Source organism: Gillisia lutea (genome assembly GCF_021568705.1).
Classification (GTDB): Bacteria; Bacteroidota; Bacteroidia; order Flavobacteriales; family Flavobacteriaceae; genus Gillisia; species Gillisia lutea.
On sequence record NZ_JAKGTH010000009.1, the window covers coordinates 201,393 to 221,541 of the forward strand.

The window sequence follows — 20,149 nt, forward strand, 5'->3', positions numbered from 1 at the left end:
ATGTTTACTTTAGTGTAACTTTTTAATTAAAAGTTTTTACTTCGTGTCGCTTTTGAAGAATTCATCCTGATTATTCCTAAATTGGATCCAATAACATTCAAATTATAGAAATATGGTTAATTCGTTGAAATCACTTTTCACATTTTTAGTACTTATAAATTTCAGTTTAAGTTTTGCTCAGGCATCAAAAGTGGAAAGTATCAAGGAATTCCAGGATAAAATAAATTCGGAATTTAAAGATCCTGAAGAATCTCCTTTAACCGCAGAGGATTTAAAACTTTTCAAAGCTTGGATTTCTTTAAAATAGATACAAATTATGTGGTTGAAGCTCAATTTGTTCGAACCCCGGCCGAAGCTCCTTTTACCATGCCAACTTCTACAGATAGATTGCCATTATATGTAAAATATGGAGAAGCGTATTTTACAATTCACGGTAAGAAGTTGAAGCTTAATATTTATCAAAGTCAGCAACTATCGACTAATCCTGAATATTTCGATTACTTATTTTTACCTTTTACAGATGAAACCAATGGTGAGACCAGTTATGGAGGAGGAAGGTATATAGATTTAAAATTGCCATTGGGTAAAATCATTGAAATAGATTTCAATAAAGCCTATAATCCTTATTGTGCTTATAGTGGGAGGTACTCCTGCCCAATTCCACCCAAGGAAAATGATCTAAAAGTGAAAATACCGGTAGGGGTGAAGAAGTATGGTAATAAACATTAAATAAATTTCGAGAAATACAATCCAACGCTTACAGCTAGAATTCCTACTACAATGCTACCAAATGCATACAATACAAAATTGAGATAATCTCCTGAGCGTAATAAACTTTGATTTTCAACTGCGAATGTGGAGAAGGTGGTAAAGCCGCCACAAAAACCGGTTGCTAAAAAAAGCATAGTGTTGCTGGATAAATAATTATTCTTCAGGCTAATTCCCAGAATTAAGCCTAGAAGTAAACTCCCAATTATATTTACCGTAAAAGTTCCTAACGGCAGCGAATGTTCGTTTTGGATAATAAACTTGGTGATCAGGTAACGAAAAACGCTCCCTAGACCACCACCCAAAAAAACCATAAGAGCTGCCTTCATATTAATTGCTTGCTTCTGGTGCTTGTGTTTCTCTTAATGGAATATAGATCTCGGTAATAAAGTTTGCCGGGTTAGCTACATCATTAGGGTTGGTCTTGTATAATTCGAAAGAAGCTTGTTCTTCTGAAGCAAGTAGGGCATTATCGTTAAGATATTTATAAGCTTCATTCCAGGCATCTTTTAAATACTTATAATCTCCTTTTAGAGTTACTTTTAATACTTTTTGCATTGGCATCATCCCGTTGAGCACATTACTATCTGCCGGAGTAATAACAAGACTTTCTGTGAAAATACCTGTAGAATAGATGGCGGTTCCATTCTCTTCATCCCATTTATTATAAAGAACAAATGGATTTCCAATCTTTGGGATGTTGTTCGATTCCATGTAATTGGATACCTCGGTAAACATTTGCTGCATTTTTACCTGAATTTGTCCAATTTTCGTAGCTGTGGTTGTATACATATAAAAGCCGCCTCCAAATTGAGTTATTCCATCAACGTTTATACTGTGAACATCCATTTTATTAATGGTTACCGTATTCAATTTATCCAAGCCTTCCGTGAACATTGGCCGCATCATCTCTGTAAATGAGCTATCTTTAAAGCTGAAAGCCAGTTTTTCCATGAAACTTTGCTTTCCTTTCATTCCCCAGGTTACTTTTGTGCCTTCTTCTATTTCCTCGAAGTTCCAGTAAACATCGCTTTTAGAGGTCCCGTAAGGAGTGATAAAAGTTATTTTTTGATCTATTGAAGAATTTGGAATTACTTTTTGAGTGCGTATTTTTCCATCGCCCATTTCTTCACTTTTCCAGGAATAGTTGGCACCTTCTCCACTTAAAGTGTCAGAGTAAGTAATAATCATATCATCGCTGTCATCCATCCAAGGACCCCAATTTTCCCAATTCTTGAAGTTATTCACTTCATTAAAAACTACAGAAACAGGAGCAGCGATCACTGCGCTTTCTTCAACCTGATAATTTCCATCTTTGGTAGCTATATATATTGCTCCGGCTATTATGGCAATTAATAATAGAAAAAATAAATACTTTAATATTTTCATCTAAAATGAGGCTTTTGTTATTGAAAGTGCTAAGATAGTTAATTTACAAGATGCTAATTAGTACATTTGTGGTAAAAATAAACATATATGAAACCTAAATTTTTATTGATGCTAGGTTTGGCATCAACCTTATTTTTTTCATGTAACAATGAAAAGAAAGTTGAACCTCAAGCTGAGGTAGCTGTTACTGAAAACGACTTTGATTATACCGTTGAAGAGTTTGCAGATATTAAAGTATTGCGTTATCAAATTCCGGGTTGGGAAAATTTGAGTTTGAAAGAACAAAAATTAGTATATTATTTGGTGCAAGCAGGTTTGAGCGGACGTGACATTATGTGGGATCAAAACTACCGTCATAACTTAGCGATAAGAGCTGCTCTTGAGAATATCTATAAAAATTATAATGGTGATAAGGAAGCTGAAGATTGGCTGGCATTTGAAACTTATTTAAAACGAGTTTGGTTCTCTAACGGAATTCATCATCATTATTCAAATGATAAATTGAAACCGGGCTTCAGTAAAGAATATTTCGACCTTTTATTGGCTGATACTAATACCGACTTAACCGGAGAGGCTTATGAGGTAATCTTTAACGATAAAGATGCTAAAAAAGTAAATCTAGATCCTACAAAAGGTTTATTAGAAGGTTCTGCAATCAATTTCTATGGACCGGATGTGACCGCTGCAGAAGCTGAAGCTTTTTATAAGAAAAAAGTGTCTGTGAATGGAGAAAAACCACTTTCTTTTGGTTTGAACTCTAAACTTGTAAAAGAAAATGGTAAGCTGGTTGAGAAAGTATGGAAAAGCGGTGGCCTATATGGTGCTGCGATAGATGAAATAGTAAAATGGTTAGAAAAAGCTAAAGGTGTTGCAGAAAATGAAAAGCAAGCGAACGCCTTAGGTTTACTAATTGAATATTACAATAGTGGAGATCTTCAAACTTGGGACGACTACAATGTAGCTTGGGTAGAAGCTACCGAAGGAAATATAGATTATATAAACAGCTTTATTGAAGTATATAATGACCCATTAGGATATAGAGGTTCTTATGAGTCTATTATCCAGATTAAAGATTTTGAAATGTCTGAAAAGATGAAGGTTCTTGAAGAGAACGTTCAGTGGTTTGAAGATAATTCTCCACTGATGCCCGAGCATAAAAAAGAATCGGTTGTAGGAGTTACCTATAAAACAGTAATAGTTGCGGGAGAAGCTGGAGATGCCTCACCTAGTACGCCCATTGGAGTGAATTTACCAAATGCTAACTGGATAAGAGTAACGCACGGAAGTAAATCTGTTTCTTTAGGAAATATCATCGATTCTTATAATAACGCCGGAAGTACCGGAGTGTTAAAGGAATTTGCAAATGATGAAGAAGAGATAGCTTTAGAAGAAGCTTACGGGAAACAAGCCGATAAACTCCACACTGCATTACATGAAGTTGTGGGGCATGCTTCAGGAAAGATCAACAAAGGAGTGGGTGAGACTAAGGAAACGCTTAAAAATTATGCTTCTACTTTAGAAGAAGGACGTGCCGATCTAGTAGGTTTATACTATTTAATGGATCCAAAGATTCAGGAATTGGGGTTGACCGATGATTGGAAGAAAACCGGAATGGCAGCGTATGATGGATATATTAGAAATGGTTTGCTTACTCAGTTAAGAAGATTGAATATTGGTGATGATGTAGAAGAAGCTCACATGAGAAATCGTCAGTGGGTGAGTGCCTGGGTATTCGAAAAAGGAGAAGAGGAAGGAGTAATAGAGAAAATTTCCAGAGATGGAAAAACCTATTATGATATCAAGAATTACGATCGTTTACGTGAATTATTCGGCGAACTTTTAAAGGAAACACAACGTATTAAATCTGAAGGAGATTTTGAAGCTGGTAAGAAGTTGGTTGAAACCTACGGTGTTAAAGTAGATCAGGGGGTTCATAAAGAAGTTCTCGATAGAAACAAACAATTTAAGACCCCAGCTTATAGCGGGTTTGTGAATCCGGTTCTTGTTCCCGAAATGGATGAAAATGGAGAAATCGTTTCAATTAAAGTAGAACAGCCAGAAGATTTTGCATCACAAATGCTTAAGTATTCAAACGAGTACAACTTTTTAAAAGAAGAAGAGAAAGAAGCAGCAATTGCAAATTAAAAGCTTATTCAAATATAATGAAGAGCCTCATCTTAAGATGAGGCTTTTTTTGTGAACGGTATTTTGGCCGTTTTAATGCTTTAAATATTGTTTAATAAGGAATAGTAACCCAATGAAGGCAAGAAAACCAATTAGCACAAATAGGCTGCCCTTATAATATTTTTTATGCAAGGCAATATCTTTTCTATAGCTGTATATAATTACAATTACAAAGCAAATAAAAAAGATTGTTCCAAAAATCAATTGGCCGTTACTAAACATTTTCGCTATTTTTATGCAAAGTTAACTTTTTAAAACTCTTTTTTATAATGAAAAAAAGAATAGACGCAGTGAAAGAATTCCATAGCGCCTTTGGATTAGGGATCAATGAAAGGCCGATAGCCAACCTTGGGGAAGCAAAAAATATGCTTCGTTTCAATTTGATGAAAGAAGAGAATGAAGAATATTTGGAAGCTGCGAATAATAATGATCTAACTGAAGTAGCAGATGCATTGGGCGACATGCTATACATTTTATGTGGCACCATTATAGAACATGGTATGCAGCATAAAATAGAAGAAGTGTTTGAAGAGATTCAGCGAAGTAATATGAGTAAGCTAGGAAGTGATGGAAAACCAATTTACAGGGAAGATGGAAAGGTATTGAAAGGCCCAACTTACTTTAAACCAAACATAAAGGAGATTCTTGATAAATAATAAAATGCCTTACTTTGTTAAGTAAGGCATTTTATATTTAATGTGCTATAATAGTTATTCAACCAGATATCTCCAGTCGAATTTGTCTTCGGCTAAATTATATTGAATTTTCATCAAAGCATCTTTTAAGAAGCTAGCATAAGAATCGGTTAGTTTAGGTAATTCATATTTTTTACCCTGATATCCAAAACCTGCAATTGGATTGATAACTGCGGCAGTTCCTGTTCCAAAGATCTCTTTTAAAGTTCCATTGTTGGCAGCTTCAATAATTTCTTTTACTGCAACTTTTCTTACTTCTACATTAATATTGTTTTCTTCAGCCATTTTAATGATACTTTTTCTAGTTACTCCGTCCAAAATTCTATCATTCGTAGGAGCAGTAATAAGAGTGTCATTTATTCTGAAGAAGATATTCATAGTTCCTGCCTCTTCTAAAAACTCATGTGTGCTTGCATCTGTCCAGATAATTTGCTGGAATCCTTCAGCATTTGCTAATCCGGTAGGGTAGAATTGCGCTCCGTAGTTACCTGCTGCTTTTGCAGATCCAACACCACCATCGGCCGCACGACTAAATCTTTCAGAAAACTGTACTCTTACCTCACCTGTGTAATAAGATTTTGCAGGAGAACAAATAATCATGAATTTATAATTTTTACTAGGAGATGCTGAAACTCCGGCTTCTGTAGCAATTACGAAAGGACGTATATAAAGTGAATTTCCAAACCCTTTTTTGATCCAATCTTTCTCCAGCTTGACTAATTCTTCTAAAGCTGGCATGAAATATTCTTCCGGGATTTCCGGAATAGCCATTCTGCTAGAAGATTTGTTTATCCTCTTAAAATTCTCTAGAGGACGGAACATCCAGATTTTATCATCTTTATCCTTATAGGCTTTCATTCCTTCGAATACAGCTTGCCCATAATGGAATACTTTAGCAGCTGGCTCTAAGGTGATTGGCCCGTAAGGAACAATTTTAGGACGTTTCCATGCTCCATTTTCATAATCACAAACCATCATATGATCTGTAAAAATATGCCCAAAACTTAAATTCTCGAAGTCTACTGAGTCAATTTTAGAGGTAGGGGCTTTTACAATTTCTATAGCGACGTTAGCATCGTTTTTCATATGGTTGTGTTTAGATAGCAAATTTACCGAAATATAAATAGAATCAAAATCCAAAGTTTTGATAAATTTGTAGAAATGTTAATTAATTTCTTAAAATTTAAAAAATGAAATATCTATTGATTTTATCGCTATTGCTTACAGTAAGTTTAACTTCGTGTAAAGATAAAGAAACGAAAGAGGAACCTCAAGCCGAAATGGCAGAAGAAATGTATGATTCCTACGGGGAAAATATAAGCTCGGCCACAAGTTTGTCTGCAATAGAAATGGAAGAGAAATATCAAAACCTTAAAGCCGGTGATACTGTTGAAGTAAGTTTTAAAACCGATGTAACCTCGGTATGTAAAAGCAAAGGTTGTTGGATGACCTTGGAGCTTCCCGGAGAAGAAGATGTAATGGTGAAATTCAGGGACTATGGTTTCTTTGTACCTAAAGATATTGAAGAAAAAGAAGCTGTAGTAAGAGGAAAAGCGTATGTTACTGAAGTCTCTGTTGAAGAGCAGCAACATTATGCTGAAGATAAAGGGAAAACCGAAGAGGAAATAGCAGCAATTGTATCACCTAAACGAACATTGTCATTTCTTGCAGATGGTGTTCTAATAAAAAAATAGTGAAAAGGGAAATAATCAAAACTGGCGACGGATCAACAACTATTCATATTCCGGAATGGAATGAGCAATACCATTCCAAGCATGGAGCAATTCAAGAGGCTAGACATGTCTTTATTAACATGGGATTGCTTCCTGTAATTTCCAGTGTTAGAAATGAGGAGCTAAGTATCTTGGAAATAGGTTTTGGCACCGGATTAAATGCACTTGTTACTTGGGAAGTTTCACAGCGTGAAAAGGTTTTAATACACTATACCGGAGTAGAAGCCTACCCTGTGGAACACGAAGAAGTGAAGCATCTAAATTTCTCACATGAAGTTAAGGTGCCCGAAGCGGTAGATTTTTTTGAAAATATTCATACTGCTTCCTGGGAGAATACTAATAAGATAGATTCACATTTCACACTCATCAAACAGAAAAAATTCTTTCAGGAAATTAATGATGTAGATCGTTATAACCTTATTTATTTTGATGCATTTGGAGCAAGAGTTCAGCCCGACCTTTGGACGGTAGATATCTTTTTAAAGATGTATAATGCTTTAAAGGTGGATGGCGTTTTGGTTACTTACGCGGCTAAAGGAAGTGTGAGAAGAGCACTACAAGAGGTTGGATTTTTAGTTGAAAGACTACCTGGTCCGCCAGGAAAGAGAGAAATGTTAAGGGCAACAAAAAAATGATATTAAAGGCTGTTAAACCTGTAATAAAGGATGATTGGCTCTGCATTTCTATACTTACCTTGTAAATAAAAAATGAGAGTATTAATCACAGGAGCAACTGGGCTGGTTGGGTCTCATATAGTTAAGGAATGTCAGGAAAAAGGTATTGCTGTTAATTATCTAACTACCAGTAAAGATAAAATAGTAAGTGAGCATAATTATAAAGGTTTTTATTGGAATCCCGATTCTCAGGAAATAGATGTTTCTTGTTTTGAAGAGGTAGATGCTATTATAAATCTCGCCGGAGCTACTATTTCAAAGCGGTGGACAAGCAGTTATAAAAAAGAGATTATTGATAGTAGAGTTGATAGTGCAGCATTACTATTCAATACATTAAAAACTTCGAATTTTAATATTACCCGATTCGTTTCAGCGAGCGCAATTGGCATATACCCGAGTTCACTTGAAAAATTATATTTTGAAGAGGATACTCCAAGCGACGATTCTTTTTTACAAGAAGTTGTTATTAAATGGGAGAAAGCTGCCAATCAATTTGAAGCACTGGGTATAGAAGTAGCCAAGATACGAATAGGTTTGGTACTCGCAGAAGAAGGAGGTGCATTGGAAAAAATGAAGGAGCCTGTTTCTTATAGTGTTGGTGCAGGTTTAGGGAGTGGGAAACAATGGCAGTCTTGGATACATATTAACGATCTCGCCAAAATGTTTCTTTATTTAATTGAAAATGATCTTAGCGGAGTTTATAATGGTGTAGCACCTTCTCCGGTAACAAATAATGAATTAATTAAAGAAATCGCCAAACAGTTGAATAAACCCTTGTGGATGCCAAATGTTCCAAAGTTAGTTTTAAAAGCCGGGTTGGGGGAGATGTCTACAATTGTACTGTCTAGCCAGTTAGTTAGTAGTAATAAAATTGAAAATGCAGGTTTTGAGTTCCAGTACAGGAATTTAACTAAAAGCCTACAGGATTTATTATAATCAAAAAAGGCTGCCATTGGCAGCCTTTTAAATATATTATACTATTCTAATTAAGCCTTCTTAGCTTTCAAATTGATAGTAAGTTCGATCTCATCGTTGATAAACTTATCACCTAAGCCGTCAAATACAGATTTAGAACCGTAGTTCACATTCCATTTTGTGCGGTCTATAGTAAAAGTTTCACTTGTTAGTTCAATCATATCACCATTCATAGAAATTGAAACAGGGAATTCAACATTCTTAGTCTCTTCTTTCAAAGTAAGGTTTCCTTGTAACATAGTTTTTCCTTCTTTTTCAGTAACTCCAGTTACTTCAAATTTAGCTTCAGGAAATTTATTTACGTTAAAGAAGTCACCTTCTTTTCCTTCAACAGTTCCTTTTAAGTGTTTTTCAAGGTTTGTTTTTTCGTCACCTTCAAGATCTGTAACTTCAATAGAGTTCATATCAATTACAAAAGTTCCACTTTCAATAATACTATCATTAGCTTTAAAGGTTCCGTTAGTAACCTTGATAGTTCCGGTGTGGGTTCCTGTAGGTTTAGCTCCTGCCCACTCGATAGTTGATGCGGTAGTATCTACTGTAAATTCTATAGCTTCAGCATTTGCAGCCGCTACTTCTTTAGCATCTTCAGTAGAAGCTTCTTTGTTATCATTTTTACAACCTACAGTAGCTATTGCTAAACCTGCGATCATAAAAACATTTAAAATTGATTTGTTCATGTTTAATAGTTTTTGTTGTTAATGATCGGCGAAATTACTACATCTATCATTTTCTTATCTTAAATATATATTAAAATATTGTTGTGACATTTTGACATTTTTCTATTATTGGCAGAAATTTTGACCATTTAGGAAGAAATCAAATTTCGCGTTAAAATGAACGAAGATAATAAAGACATACACGCTGAAAATAGCGAGAACAATCAGGATAACTCTGTTAAAGATAAAGTGGAGGATTTTTTAGATGAGGTGATAGAGGAAGTAGATGGGCAGGAAAGCAATGGCGATCAGCCTTCTGAAACTGAAATTCTAAAATCGGATCTTGAAAAGGAAAAGGATAAATTCTTGCGACTTTTTGCTGAATTTGAAAATTATAAAAGACGTACCTCTAAAGAGCGTATTGAGCTTTTCAAGACAGCCAATCAGGAAGTTATGACAGCAATGTTACCTGTGTTAGATGATTTTGACAGAGCCTTGAATGAGATCAATAAGGCGAAGGATAAGAATTTATTGAAAGGTGTAGAGCTTATTCACAATAAATTCAAAGAAGCTTTAAAGAGCAAGGGTCTTGAAGCTATGGAAGTGAAGCAAGGAGATGCTTTTGATGCCGATATTCACGAAGCAATAACCCAAATTCCTGCTCCTTCCGACAAACTTAAAGGTAAGATTGTTGATGTGGTGGAGAATGGATATAAATTGGGAGAGAAGATAATTCGATACCCAAAAGTAGTAACAGGTCAATAATAAGGCAGTTACTTTAGAAATTTACAAAAATACGAGATGAAACAGGATTATTACGAAATACTTGGTTTAAGCAAAGGTGCTACTACAGCAGAGATTAAGAAGGCATATCGAAAGAAAGCGATAGAATTCCACCCCGATAAAAACCCGGGAGATACTCAGGCTGAAGAGAATTTTAAAAAAGCAGCTGAAGCTTACGAAGTATTGAGCAATGAAGATAAGAGAGCTAAGTACGACAGATTTGGACATCAGGCATTTGATGGAGGATTTGGCGGCGGTGGCGGCGGAATGAACATGGATGATATTTTCAGTCAGTTCGGTGATATTTTTGGTGGCGGTGGCTTTGGCGGCGGTTTCTCAGGATTTGGCGGCTTTGGCGGCGGCGGTCAGCGTCGTGCTAAAGGAAGTAATTTGAGAATTCGTGTAAGTCTTACCTTGGAGGAAATTGCCAATGGTACTGAGAAGAAAATAAAAGTAAGACGTAAAGTTCAGGCCCCGGGTACTACTTATAAAACATGTACAACCTGTAATGGTTCGGGACAGGTTACCCGAATTACAAATACTATTTTGGGAAGAATGCAAACCGCTTCCCCTTGTACTACTTGTGGTGGAGCAGGGCAGATGATAGATAAAAAACCGGCTGATGCAGATGAACAAGGTTTAACATATCAAGAAGAAACGGTTTCTATTAAAATTCCTGCGGGAGTTGAAGATGGTATGCAGTTAAAGGTTACTGGAAAAGGGAATGATGCTCCCGGTAATGGTGTAGCCGGAGATCTTCTTGTTGCCATCGAGGAGAAGCCTCATGACAGTTTGCAAAGAGAAGGTGACAACCTGCATTATGATCTTTATATAAGTTTTTCGGAAGCCGCTTTAGGTGCGTCTCGAGAGATCGATACCGTTACCGGAAAAGTTAGAATCAAGGTAGAAGAAGGTGTGCAGTCTGGTAAGATTTTGCGCTTAAGAGGTAAAGGTATCAATAACCTGAATGGATATGGAAAAGGAGATTTATTGGTTCATGTAAATGTATGGACTCCTAAAACTCTAAACAGAGAGCAAAAAGAATTTTTCGAGAAAATGGCAACCGATGAGAATTTCCAGCCTGCCCCAGAGAAGAGCGATAAATCGTTTTTTGAGAAAGTAAAAGATATGTTTTCTTAAAAAACAAAGGTTTTAAGATAATTTTTATATATTTGAGTATCACTAAAATCTTTAGTGATACTTTTTCTTTTTCATAGCAATTTTTTTCCCGTCCTTAATTAATTTTAAGGTCGGGTTTTTGTTTTAAAGAAATCAGGAAAGCTATTTTTCTTCCAATCAAAATTAATAGCTTTAATTTATTAGCCTTTAAGTGCTATTTCAATATCTTTACCCAATAAAAATTATGTATGGACAATCTTCTGGTAGCAGAAAATATTCATAAGAAATTTGGAAATTTTACTGCCCTCAATGATGTTTCTATAACCATTCCCCGAGGAAGTATTTTTGGCTTATTGGGGCCGAATGGAGCAGGGAAAACCACTTTTATTAGAATAATCAATCAAATTACAATGCCCGATTCAGGCACTGTGCTTTTTGATGGAAGGCCACTTCATCCAAACGACGTTAGCAATATTGGCTATTTACCTGAAGAAAGAGGCTTATATAAGTCGATGAAAGTTGGAGAACAGGCACTTTATCTGGCGAGATTAAAAGGCTTAAGTAAAGCTGAAGCGAAGGAACGCCTTAACTATTGGTTTGAAAAACTGGAGATCACGCATTGGTGGGATAAAAAAATACAAGAGCTTTCCAAAGGGATGGCTCAAAAGGTACAATTTGTTATAACCGTCTTACATCAACCTAAATTATTAATATTTGATGAGCCGTTTAGTGGCTTTGATCCGGTTAATGCCGAGCTTATTAAAAATGAAATCCTTCAATTGAGAGATGAGGGTGCTACCATTTTATTTTCTACCCATAGAATGGAAAGTGTAGAAGAGCTATGCGATTATATGGCGCTTATTAATGAATCTAATAAACTCTTGGACGGAAAAGTAGATGATATTAAAAGACAGTTTAAATCCAATACTTTCGAGGTTGGTTTGTCTGCTGTTGATGAAGTTGCATTGTTAAAGGAGTTAGAAACTAAATTTACCATTGGGAAAGCCAATTTTAAAAGTCTCACAAAAGATTTAAAACTAAGTATTCAAATTAAGGAGCACGAATCTCCAAACGATTTGTTGCAATATTTAATATCTAAGAGTGTGGTAAATCACTTTGTGGAAGTGGTGCCATCTGTAAACGATATCTTCATTAAAACCGTTACTAAAAATGCGTAATTTAAAACTCATTATCCAACGGGAATACCTGGCGAGAGTTAGAAATAAAACCTTTATTGTCATGACTTTTTTAAGTCCGTTGATATTGGTGGGTATGATCTCTCTTATCGCATATCTAAGCATGCTTAACAATAGCGAGAAACATACTTTTGGAATAAAGGATGATAGCGGAATTTTTTCGAATGAATTTAAGAATACAGAAGAAATAACATTTATCGACCTTACTAGCATTTCTTTAGAAGACGCTAAAGATCTGGTGGTTGAGAAAGAATATTCGGGGGTGTTGTATATCCCTGATATGAATAATAATTTTGAATTGGCCCGCAACGTACAGTTCTTCGGAAAAGAATCTCCGGCCTTAGGTATACTTCAAAAGTTGGAAAATGTTATTACTGAAAAGTTAACAACCAGAGAGCTTGTAGATAGAGGAATAGATATTTCTAAAATAGAATCGGCTGAAACCAAGGTGAATATTCAAATTCAGAATTTTCAGGGAGTACACACCTCGAAGATGTCTAATTATATTAAAATGTTCTTTGGGGGAGCTGCTGGCTATTTGCTAATGATGTTTATTATCATTTATGGAAATATGGTAATGCGAAGTGTTATCGAAGAAAAGACCAATAGAATTATAGAGATTATAGTGTCTTCTGTAAAGCCAATTCAGCTTATGCTTGGTAAAATATTGGGAACTTCTTTAGCGGGGATTACCCAGTTTTCAATTTGGGTGGTACTAGGAAGCATTCTATTATTTGTGATATCTTCATTTACGGGGGTAGATGTAATGACTAGTGCACCCCAAACTCAACAAGGTTTAGAGCAGTTAGGAAACAGCGAAATACAGCAGCTTTTGGTAGATATTAGTAATCTTCCAATGGCCTTATTAATAGTATCATTTTTAGTTTATTTCATTGGAGGTTACTTCTTGTATAGTGCTATATATGCGGCTATTGGTGCTGCTGTCGATTCAGAGACCGATACTCAACAGTTCATGTTTCCTATTATTTTACCTCTAATGTTGGGTATTTATGTTGGCTTCTTTTCTGTAATTGAGAATCCTCATGGTTCGGTTTCCACCATATTTTCCATGATACCTCTAACCTCGCCAATTGTAATGTTAATGCGAATTCCATTTGGGGTGCCGTGGTACGAATTATTAATATCAATTGTTATTTTAATTGTAACTAACATTGCGGTACTTTGGTTAGCCGCCAAGATATATAGGGTAGGTATTTTAATGTATGGTAAAAAGCCTACCTATAAAGAATTATATAAATGGCTTAAATATTAATAGATGCAGGGGAAAGTAGAGCAAGTAAAGGAGGTTATAGAGGAGAATGTATGGGGAACTATTCTCGATTTTTTAAACCTTACAATTATTCCTTTAAGAAGCGGTGAGAAAGAAATTAACATTACTGTAGGTCAGATTTTACTTGTTATAGCTGCATTTGTAATAACAAGTATCGCACTAAGGTTACTTCGCTCCTTCTTTACACGCAAGCTGCAGGAAAATGATAAAATAAAATTTATTAGTGTATTTAAATTTATAAAATACATCGTTTATTTAATTGTTATTATCGTTACCCTGAGCTCTGCTGGAATAGATATCACCATTCTGTTAACGGCGTCGGCAGCACTATTTGTAGGTTTGGGGCTTGCTTTACAAGAACTTTTTCAGGATGTTATTGGGGGACTGTTTATAATTGTAGATAAGTCGTTACTGGTGGGAGATGTTATAGAGATTGAAGGCAGAGTAGGTAGGGTAATTGATATAAAACTTAGAACAACCCGAGTTTTAACCAGGGACGACAAGGTTATGATTATTCCTAATCATAAGTTTATTAGCGATGTAATTTATAATTATACGCAAAACCATAAGACCACCCGAGAATTTGTGAAAGTGGGGGTTGCCTATGGAAGCGATACCGATAAGGTTAAAAAGATACTTCTGGAGTGCGCCAGGGAACAAACAGGAATAATTAAAAAGCCTGAACCATTTGTATTATTTGATGATTTTGCAGATTCGGCTCTTGCGTTCTCATTACATTTTTTTGTAACAGACAGTTTTGTAGATCCAAAAATCAAGAGTCAGTTAAGATTTAATATCGATAAGAAATTCAGGCTTAACAATGTCTCTATTCCTTTTCCTCAAAGAGATGTTCATATTATCGCTCAAAAGAATTTTGAAGATCCTTCTGCCACAAGTTAGGTTATAGGCCTGAAATTTGCTGACTCAAGGAACAGAGAAATTACACGGGATGGATTTTATATAAAATCTATAATATCTGTTAATGTTTGTGTTTGTTTAATTGAGTTGTTTTATTTTAAACAGACCTTAAAATTAAAACTTTATAATGGCAAAAATTTTAGTAATTGAAGATGAAGCGGCAATTCGCCGCGTACTTATAAAAATACTTTCCGAAGAAAATGATACATATATTGTAGAAGAAGCTGAAGACGGCTTGCAGGGAATAGAAAAAGTGAAGGAAGACGATTTTGATCTGGTACTATGCGATATCAAAATGCCTAAAATGGATGGAATAGAGGTGTTGGAAGCTATAAAAGTTTTGAAGCCTGAAGTTCCGGTGGTTATGATATCCGGCCATGGTGATCTTGATACTGCTGTTAACACTATGAGGTTAGGGGCTTTCGATTATATCTCAAAACCACCAGATTTAAACCGCTTGCTTAATACGGTTCGTAACGCTCTGGACAGGAAGGAACTTGTAGTTGAGAATACCAGGCTCAAGAAAAAGGTAGGGAAGAACTATGAAATGATAGGAGAGTCTCCGGCGATCACTAATATTAAAGAGATAATTGAAAAAGTGGCACCTACCGATGCTCGTGTATTAATTACGGGGCCTAATGGCACAGGTAAAGAATTGGTGGCGCATTGGTTACACCAAAAAAGCGAGCGCTCTAACGGTCCTATGATAGAGGTGAATTGTGCGGCTATCCCATCAGAACTTATTGAAAGTGAGTTGTTTGGTCATGTAAAAGGTGCTTTTACTTCGGCAAATAAAGATCGTGCCGGTAAATTTGAAGCAGCCAATGGTGGAACCATATTTTTAGATGAGATAGGAGATATGAGTCTTTCTGCCCAGGCTAAAGTATTACGGGCGTTACAGGAAAACAGAATTTCTCGTGTGGGTAGCGATAAGGATATAAAAGTGGATGTACGCGTGGTAGCAGCTACCAATAAAGATCTTAAAGAAGAAATAGCAAATAACAGATTTAGAGAAGATCTTTTTCACCGTTTGGCAGTTATTTTAGTAAAGGTTCCGGCCTTGAACGACAGGAGGGAGGATATTCCGTTATTGGTGAATTTCTTTGCCGATAAAATAACTGAAGAGCATGGAAGTAACAAAAAGACTTTTACACCAGAAGCCATAGAACTGCTTAAAGAGTACGACTGGACGGGAAATATTCGTGAACTTCGAAATGTCGTAGAGAGACTAATCATTTTAGGAGGCAGCCCGGTCACTGAAGAAGATGTGAAGCTTTTTGCGAGTAAGTCATAAATTAAAAAGGCCTATCTAAATGAAGATAGGCCTTTTTTTATTTTCTTAATTTGTGGGGTATGTACTTAAGGAAGTACATGGTGTCTCCACTGGGGTGTTGCCATTCATTGAATAACTCAAAACCAAAACGTTGATATACCAAGGCATTTTGTCTCATTCTGGTTTCTGCAAAAAGTGGTAGTTCGTATTTTTCAGCACGCCGGTAAAACTCATCTTTCATTTCCTTTCCCACTTGGGTGTCAGCCCCCCTGGCATCTGCCAAAATTCCCCAGAACCAGCAATATAAGTATTCGCCTTCTTGCGGACGCTGCATTTTTATATGCTTCTGTGTTTTTAAAATTTTAATCGCATTCTTAAAGCCGGTCACATTCCATAATAAACCTAACTGAGTAGGTAATTCTTTCCAGAAATTTTCATCTTCTTTGCTGGTCTTAAATAAGATTGCAATTCCTTTTCCATTTTCGGAAATAATTAAAGCATCTTTTTCAATAGCCTTATTTACCATATGAGTAGCGAGATAATGGAATCTCTTATCCCTTTTTGAGTCGTCTTTCACTACTTCCATAGATGAAGGGATCTCCTTAAGTAAAATAGCTACTTTCTGTATAATTTCTTCCTTGTTCAAGCTCGAATATTTAATGGCGAAGATAAAAAAAATATGTGTTTTAAAGATTGTATATTTAGCTTTCAGTAGCTTCATAAATGAAAAAAATCACAGCCTCTCAATTTAAAGTAACAGAAGATATAAATCTCCAAAATATTCCCACTACTATTAATTTAGGTGAAAACGGCGATAGAATTGAAGATGAAATGGTGAATACCCGTGAGAAATTGGGGAAATGGCAGGATAAATTATATGCGCATGGTAAATACTCGGTATTAATTTGTATCCAAGGAATGGATACTGCCGGAAAGGACAGCCTGATTAGGGAAGTATTTAAAGACTTTAATTCTCGCGGGGTGGTAGTACACTCCTTTAAAGTTCCTACCCCGTTAGAATTAAAACACGATTATTTATGGAGACATTATATTGCATTACCTGCCAGAGGAAAATTTGGAGTTTTTAATCGCACTCATTATGAAAACGTGCTTGTAACAAGGGTTCATCCTGAATATATTTTAGGAGAGAATTTACCTGATATTCAAAAAATAGAAGATGTAAATGAGGATTTCTGGGGAAACCGATTTGAGCAAATCCAAAATTTTGAAAAACATATAGCCGCTAACGGAACTATCATCTTTAAATTTTTTATGCATATTTCCAAAGAAGAACAACGAAGCAGATTGTTACGACGGTTGAATAAACAGGAAAAGAATTGGAAGTTTTCTCCAGGCGATCTTGAAGAGCGAAAACTATGGGATAAATATCAGTTTTGCTATGAAGAAGCAATTAATAAAACCTCAAAGGAGCATGCGCCATGGTATATAATTCCTTCAGATGATAAAGATACGGCGCGCTATTTGGTAGCAAAAATATTATATGAGCAATTAACGAAATATACCGATGTACAAGAGCCTGAATTAGCACCTGAAATATTGGCAAACCTAGAACAGTACAAAGAAGAATTATCTAAAGAAAAATAGTTTATCATCAATAAAAGTTAAAAGAATAAAAGTTACACCTCATGAAATATATTGCTTTATTGGCACTCAGCCTTTTTATAAACCAAGCTACCTACGCACAACTTTCCAATACCGAATTAGACTCTCTAGAAATAAGGAAGATATATGATATGTCTTTGTTAAATGGAAAATCGTATAAATGGTTAGATCACCTTTCAAATGAAATTGGAGGTAGATTATCGGGATCGGTCGATGCGCAGCGTGCGGTAGATTACACCAAGAAGGAGTTAGAATCTTTAGGTCTGGATAAGGTGTGGTTACAGCCAGTAATGGTCCCCAAATGGGTGAGAGGTGCAAAAGAATTTTCTTACGTAGAAAGCGCCCCGGGAAGTACCAGAAATATAAATATTACAGCATTAGGTGGGTCTGTTTCAACTCCTGAAGGAGGTACAAAAGCGCAGGTGATCGAAGTGCAGGGAATAGAAGATCTTGCTCATTATGGGGAAGCCCAGATTAAGGGCAAGATCGTATTTTTCAACAGACCCATGAGAGCAGATCTTATCAATACTTTTGAAGCTTATGGCGGATGCGTAGATCAGCGTTATGCCGGTGCGGCAGAGGCAGCCAAATATGGAGCCGTGGGAGTTTTGGTAAGATCTATGAATTTAAGATTAGACGATTTTCCGCATACGGGAAGTATGGGTTATGGAGATACTCCCGTAAATAAAAGGATTCCGGCAGCAGCAGTAAGTACGAATGATGCAGAGTATTTAAGCGGACTCTTGAAAATTGTGAAAACTACAGAAGTTTATATGAAGATTAATAGTTCTCAGTTGGAAGATGTAAAATCCTATAATGTAATTGGAGAGATCACTGGGAGTGAATTTCCAAATGAATATATTATTGTGGGAGGACATCTTGATTCCTGGGATCTGGGTGATGGTGCGCATGATGATGGAGCAGGAGTGGTGCAATCTATGGAAGTGTTACGACTTTTAAAGGAAATTGGATATAAGCCTAAAAGAAGTATTCGAGTGGTTCTCTTCATGAATGAAGAAAATGGATTAAGAGGAGGAAACGAATATGCTGCAGTAGCCAAGAAAAATGGAGAAAATCATATTTTTGCTTTAGAAAGTGATTCCGGTGGATTTACGCCCAGAGGCTTTTCATTTCAAACTGAGAAATCTAAATTTCAGCAATTCCTTGCCTGGAAACCTTTATTTGAACCTTATTTGATACATTCTTTTACCATAGATCACGGAGGGGCTGATATAGGGCCTTTAGAAAATGGAAATATTGTTTTAGCAGGTTTACGCCCAGATTCACAACGTTATTTTGATTATCATCATGCCTCAAACGATACCTTTGAATTTGTAAATAAAAGAGAACTGGAACTCGGCGCAGCATCCATGACATCGTTAATTTACCTAGTAGATAAATATGGACTTGAATAGAGTTCATTAAAAACAATATCGGCTTAAAAATATAATCAATTTCAATTTTGAGCCGTTCAAATCCTGCTATCTTTGCAGCTTAAATTTTAAGAAGTGCAATTATCTGCCTATACCAAAGAATTCCAAACCAATTTAACTATTGCTTTTCCTGTAATGATGGGGCAACTAGGTCACGTACTTGTGGGCTTGGTTGATAATATAATGATTGGTCGATTGGGAGCAGCGCCTCTAGCAGCAGTTTCTTTAGGAAATAGTCTGGTTTTTATAGCACTTTCGTTAGGAATAGGTTTCTCATTTGCAATTACTCCTTTAATTGCTGAGGCAGATGGTTCTGGAAATATAGAACAAGGAAGAAGTTATTTTCACCACGGAATCATTTTATGTGGGGTAAATGGAATATTGCTCTTTTTGTTACTTCTATTGGCTAAACCCATTTTGAATTATATGGATCAACCGCCAGAGGTGGTGGCACTTGCTATTCCTTATTTGGAAATAGTTGCATTTTCAATGATCCCATTAATGATATTTCAGGCCTATAAACAATTTGCAGATGGATTATCGCAAACAAAATATGCCATGTATGCTACTCTTATTGCTAATGTAGTTAATGTAATCTTCAACTTCCTGTTAATATATGGAGTATGGATCTTCCCAAGATTAGAATTGCAGGGAGCAGCGATAGGAACACTGATTTCCCGTTTTTTCATGCTATGGTTTATATGGGAGATCTTAAGACGAAAAAAGAAGTTCAAATCTTATTTTATATGGAGTAAGAAAGAATTGTTTAAATCGGCCATTTTTAAAAGGATTCTGGCATTAGGCTTTCCTACTGCTCTTCAAATGTTATTTGAAGTTGCTATTTTTGCGGGAACAGTCCTTCTCGCCGGAACACTAGGAACCAATCCGCAGGCAGCAAATCAAATTGCATTAAATTTGGCTTCCATGACGTTTATGATAGCTGTAGGATTGGGAGTTACTGCGACTATACGTGTAGGGAACCAAAAGGGATTAAAGAACTATAAGAATCTGAGAAGAGTAGCCCTTTCCACATTCCTTCTCGTTTTTGTGATAGAAGCTGTTTTTGCTGTTGGTTTTATTTTATTGAAAGATATATTGCCAATAATGTATATTGATAATGCAGAGGTTATTGCATTGGCTGCACAATTGCTTATTATTGCGGCATTATTTCAATTAAGCGATGGTTTACAAGTCGTGATTTTAGGAGCGTTACGAGGTTTACAGGATGTAAAAATTCCCACTATAATTTGTTTTATCGCTTACTGGATTATAGGTTTCCCAGTTTCAATTTATTTTGGAAGTGCAGATAATATGGGAAGTATGGGGATATGGATGGGATTGCTGGCAGGTTTAACCGCCTCTGCTGTCATGCTGTATTTCCGCTTCAATTATTTAAGCAGAAAACTAATTGTAGAGCAGCCTTAAATAAAAATCAA

At 35.9% G+C, this 20,149-nt stretch carries 21 protein-coding genes; 16 read left to right on the forward strand and 5 right to left on the reverse strand.

Annotated features, from left to right (window positions below; all coding sequences use genetic code 11):
* Window positions 1-112: 112 nt before the first annotated feature.
* Together L1I30_RS14345 and L1I30_RS10355 are read left to right on the forward strand one after the other, a co-directional pair.
* Entirely contained in the window at window positions 113-307 is a 195-nt protein-coding gene (locus L1I30_RS14345; protein WP_308444059.1) for a hypothetical protein, read from the forward strand.
* Entirely contained in the window at window positions 289-729 is a 441-nt protein-coding gene (locus L1I30_RS10355) for a DUF1684 domain-containing protein (protein ID WP_308444060.1), read from the forward strand. The genes L1I30_RS14345 and L1I30_RS10355 overlap by 19 nt, the downstream gene beginning before the upstream one ends.
* Here the strand turns inward: L1I30_RS10355 and crcB are convergent.
* Both crcB and L1I30_RS10365 read right to left on the reverse strand, forming a co-directional pair.
* Window positions 726-1,097 carry a fluoride efflux transporter CrcB gene (crcB, locus tag L1I30_RS10360; protein WP_236134218.1) on the reverse strand — a complete coding sequence of 124 codons (372 nt, stop codon included), beginning with the start codon at window positions 1,095-1,097 and terminating at the stop codon, window positions 726-728. The genes L1I30_RS10355 and crcB overlap by 4 nt on opposite strands.
* A gap of 1 nt (window position 1,098) precedes the next feature.
* A complete protein-coding gene (locus tag L1I30_RS10365; protein ID WP_236134219.1) occupies window positions 1,099-2,157 on the reverse strand; it encodes an SRPBCC family protein in 1,059 nt (352 codons plus the stop codon).
* 87 nt (window positions 2,158-2,244) lie between these two features.
* On the opposite strand from L1I30_RS10365, the gene L1I30_RS10370 reads away from it, so the two are divergent.
* Both L1I30_RS10370 and L1I30_RS10380 read left to right on the forward strand, forming a co-directional pair.
* Complete coding sequence (locus tag L1I30_RS10370) at window positions 2,245-4,302, forward strand: dipeptidyl-peptidase 3 family protein (protein ID WP_236134220.1); 2,058 nt, start codon at window positions 2,245-2,247, stop codon at window positions 4,300-4,302.
* A gap of 308 nt (window positions 4,303-4,610) precedes the next feature.
* The gene (locus tag L1I30_RS10380; RefSeq protein ID WP_236134222.1) at window positions 4,611-4,997 is read left to right on the forward strand and encodes a pyrophosphohydrolase domain-containing protein; all 387 of its coding nucleotides are present in this window, start codon (window positions 4,611-4,613) and stop codon (window positions 4,995-4,997) included.
* A gap of 54 nt (window positions 4,998-5,051) precedes the next feature.
* Here L1I30_RS10380 and L1I30_RS10385 read toward each other — a convergent pair whose 3' ends face one another.
* Window positions 5,052-6,122: a branched-chain amino acid aminotransferase gene (locus L1I30_RS10385; protein WP_236134223.1), complete on the reverse strand. Its 1,071-nt coding sequence runs from the start codon at window positions 6,120-6,122 to the stop codon at window positions 5,052-5,054.
* 104 nt (window positions 6,123-6,226) lie between these two features.
* Between L1I30_RS10385 and L1I30_RS10390 the strand changes: the two genes are divergently transcribed.
* The 3 genes from L1I30_RS10390 to L1I30_RS10400 all read left to right on the forward strand — a co-directional run bounded on the left by L1I30_RS10390 (window position 6,227) and on the right by L1I30_RS10400 (window position 8,379).
* Window positions 6,227-6,730: a DUF4920 domain-containing protein gene (locus tag L1I30_RS10390; RefSeq protein ID WP_236134224.1), complete on the forward strand. Its 504-nt coding sequence runs from the start codon at window positions 6,227-6,229 to the stop codon at window positions 6,728-6,730.
* Entirely contained in the window at window positions 6,730-7,404 is a 675-nt protein-coding gene (gene mnmC2 / locus L1I30_RS10395) for a tRNA (5-methylaminomethyl-2-thiouridine)(34)-methyltransferase MnmC2 (RefSeq protein ID WP_236134225.1), read from the forward strand. The genes L1I30_RS10390 and mnmC2 overlap by 1 nt, the downstream gene beginning before the upstream one ends.
* 72 nt (window positions 7,405-7,476) lie before the next feature.
* Window positions 7,477-8,379 carry a TIGR01777 family oxidoreductase gene (locus L1I30_RS10400; protein WP_236134226.1) on the forward strand — a complete coding sequence of 301 codons (903 nt, stop codon included), beginning with the start codon at window positions 7,477-7,479 and terminating at the stop codon, window positions 8,377-8,379.
* A gap of 50 nt (window positions 8,380-8,429) precedes the next feature.
* Here the strand turns inward: L1I30_RS10400 and L1I30_RS10405 are convergent, their stop codons facing one another.
* Window positions 8,430-9,098, reverse strand: a complete 669-nt coding sequence (locus tag L1I30_RS10405) for a YceI family protein (RefSeq protein ID WP_236134227.1) — start codon at window positions 9,096-9,098, stop codon at window positions 8,430-8,432.
* A gap of 156 nt (window positions 9,099-9,254) precedes the next feature.
* Between L1I30_RS10405 and L1I30_RS10410 the strand changes: the two genes are divergently transcribed.
* The 6 genes from L1I30_RS10410 (at window position 9,255) to L1I30_RS10435 (ending at window position 15,678) form a co-directional block, all read left to right on the forward strand.
* Window positions 9,255-9,842, forward strand: coding sequence for a nucleotide exchange factor GrpE (locus L1I30_RS10410; RefSeq protein WP_236134228.1), 588 nt, complete (start codon window positions 9,255-9,257; stop codon window positions 9,840-9,842).
* A gap of 36 nt (window positions 9,843-9,878) precedes the next feature.
* A complete protein-coding gene (gene dnaJ / locus L1I30_RS10415; protein WP_236134229.1) occupies window positions 9,879-11,000 on the forward strand; it encodes a molecular chaperone DnaJ in 1,122 nt (373 codons plus the stop codon).
* A 227-nt stretch (window positions 11,001-11,227) separates the two neighbouring features.
* A complete protein-coding gene (locus tag L1I30_RS10420; RefSeq protein ID WP_236134230.1) occupies window positions 11,228-12,157 on the forward strand; it encodes an ABC transporter ATP-binding protein in 930 nt (309 codons plus the stop codon).
* Window positions 12,150-13,448 carry an ABC transporter permease gene (locus L1I30_RS10425; protein WP_236134231.1) on the forward strand — a complete coding sequence of 433 codons (1,299 nt, stop codon included), beginning with the start codon at window positions 12,150-12,152 and terminating at the stop codon, window positions 13,446-13,448. Before L1I30_RS10420 ends, L1I30_RS10425 begins: the two co-directional genes overlap by 8 nt.
* A gap of 3 nt (window positions 13,449-13,451) precedes the next feature.
* Window positions 13,452-14,366 (forward strand): mechanosensitive ion channel family protein, encoded by a 915-nt coding sequence (locus tag L1I30_RS10430; RefSeq protein WP_236134232.1) that lies wholly within the window; start codon window positions 13,452-13,454, stop codon window positions 14,364-14,366.
* Between the two features lie 145 nt (window positions 14,367-14,511).
* Window positions 14,512-15,678, forward strand: a complete 1,167-nt coding sequence (locus L1I30_RS10435; RefSeq protein WP_236134233.1) for a sigma-54-dependent transcriptional regulator — start codon at window positions 14,512-14,514, stop codon at window positions 15,676-15,678.
* Between the two features lie 37 nt (window positions 15,679-15,715).
* On the opposite strand, the gene L1I30_RS10440 is transcribed toward L1I30_RS10435, so the two are convergent.
* Window positions 15,716-16,303, reverse strand: coding sequence for a hypothetical protein (locus L1I30_RS10440; protein WP_236134234.1), 588 nt, complete (start codon window positions 16,301-16,303; stop codon window positions 15,716-15,718).
* A gap of 77 nt (window positions 16,304-16,380) precedes the next feature.
* On the opposite strand from L1I30_RS10440, the gene L1I30_RS10445 reads away from it, so the two are divergent.
* From L1I30_RS10445 to L1I30_RS10455, 3 genes are all read left to right on the forward strand, one after another.
* A complete protein-coding gene (locus L1I30_RS10445) occupies window positions 16,381-17,262 on the forward strand; it encodes a PPK2 family polyphosphate kinase (RefSeq protein WP_236134235.1) in 882 nt (293 codons plus the stop codon).
* A gap of 41 nt (window positions 17,263-17,303) precedes the next feature.
* Window positions 17,304-18,695 (forward strand): M20/M25/M40 family metallo-hydrolase, encoded by a 1,392-nt coding sequence (locus tag L1I30_RS10450; RefSeq protein ID WP_236134236.1) that lies wholly within the window; start codon window positions 17,304-17,306, stop codon window positions 18,693-18,695.
* Window positions 18,696-18,788: 93 nt separating this feature from the next.
* The gene (locus tag L1I30_RS10455; protein ID WP_236134237.1) at window positions 18,789-20,138 is read left to right on the forward strand and encodes an MATE family efflux transporter; all 1,350 of its coding nucleotides are present in this window, start codon (window positions 18,789-18,791) and stop codon (window positions 20,136-20,138) included.
* Window positions 20,139-20,149: the final 11 nt, after the last annotated feature.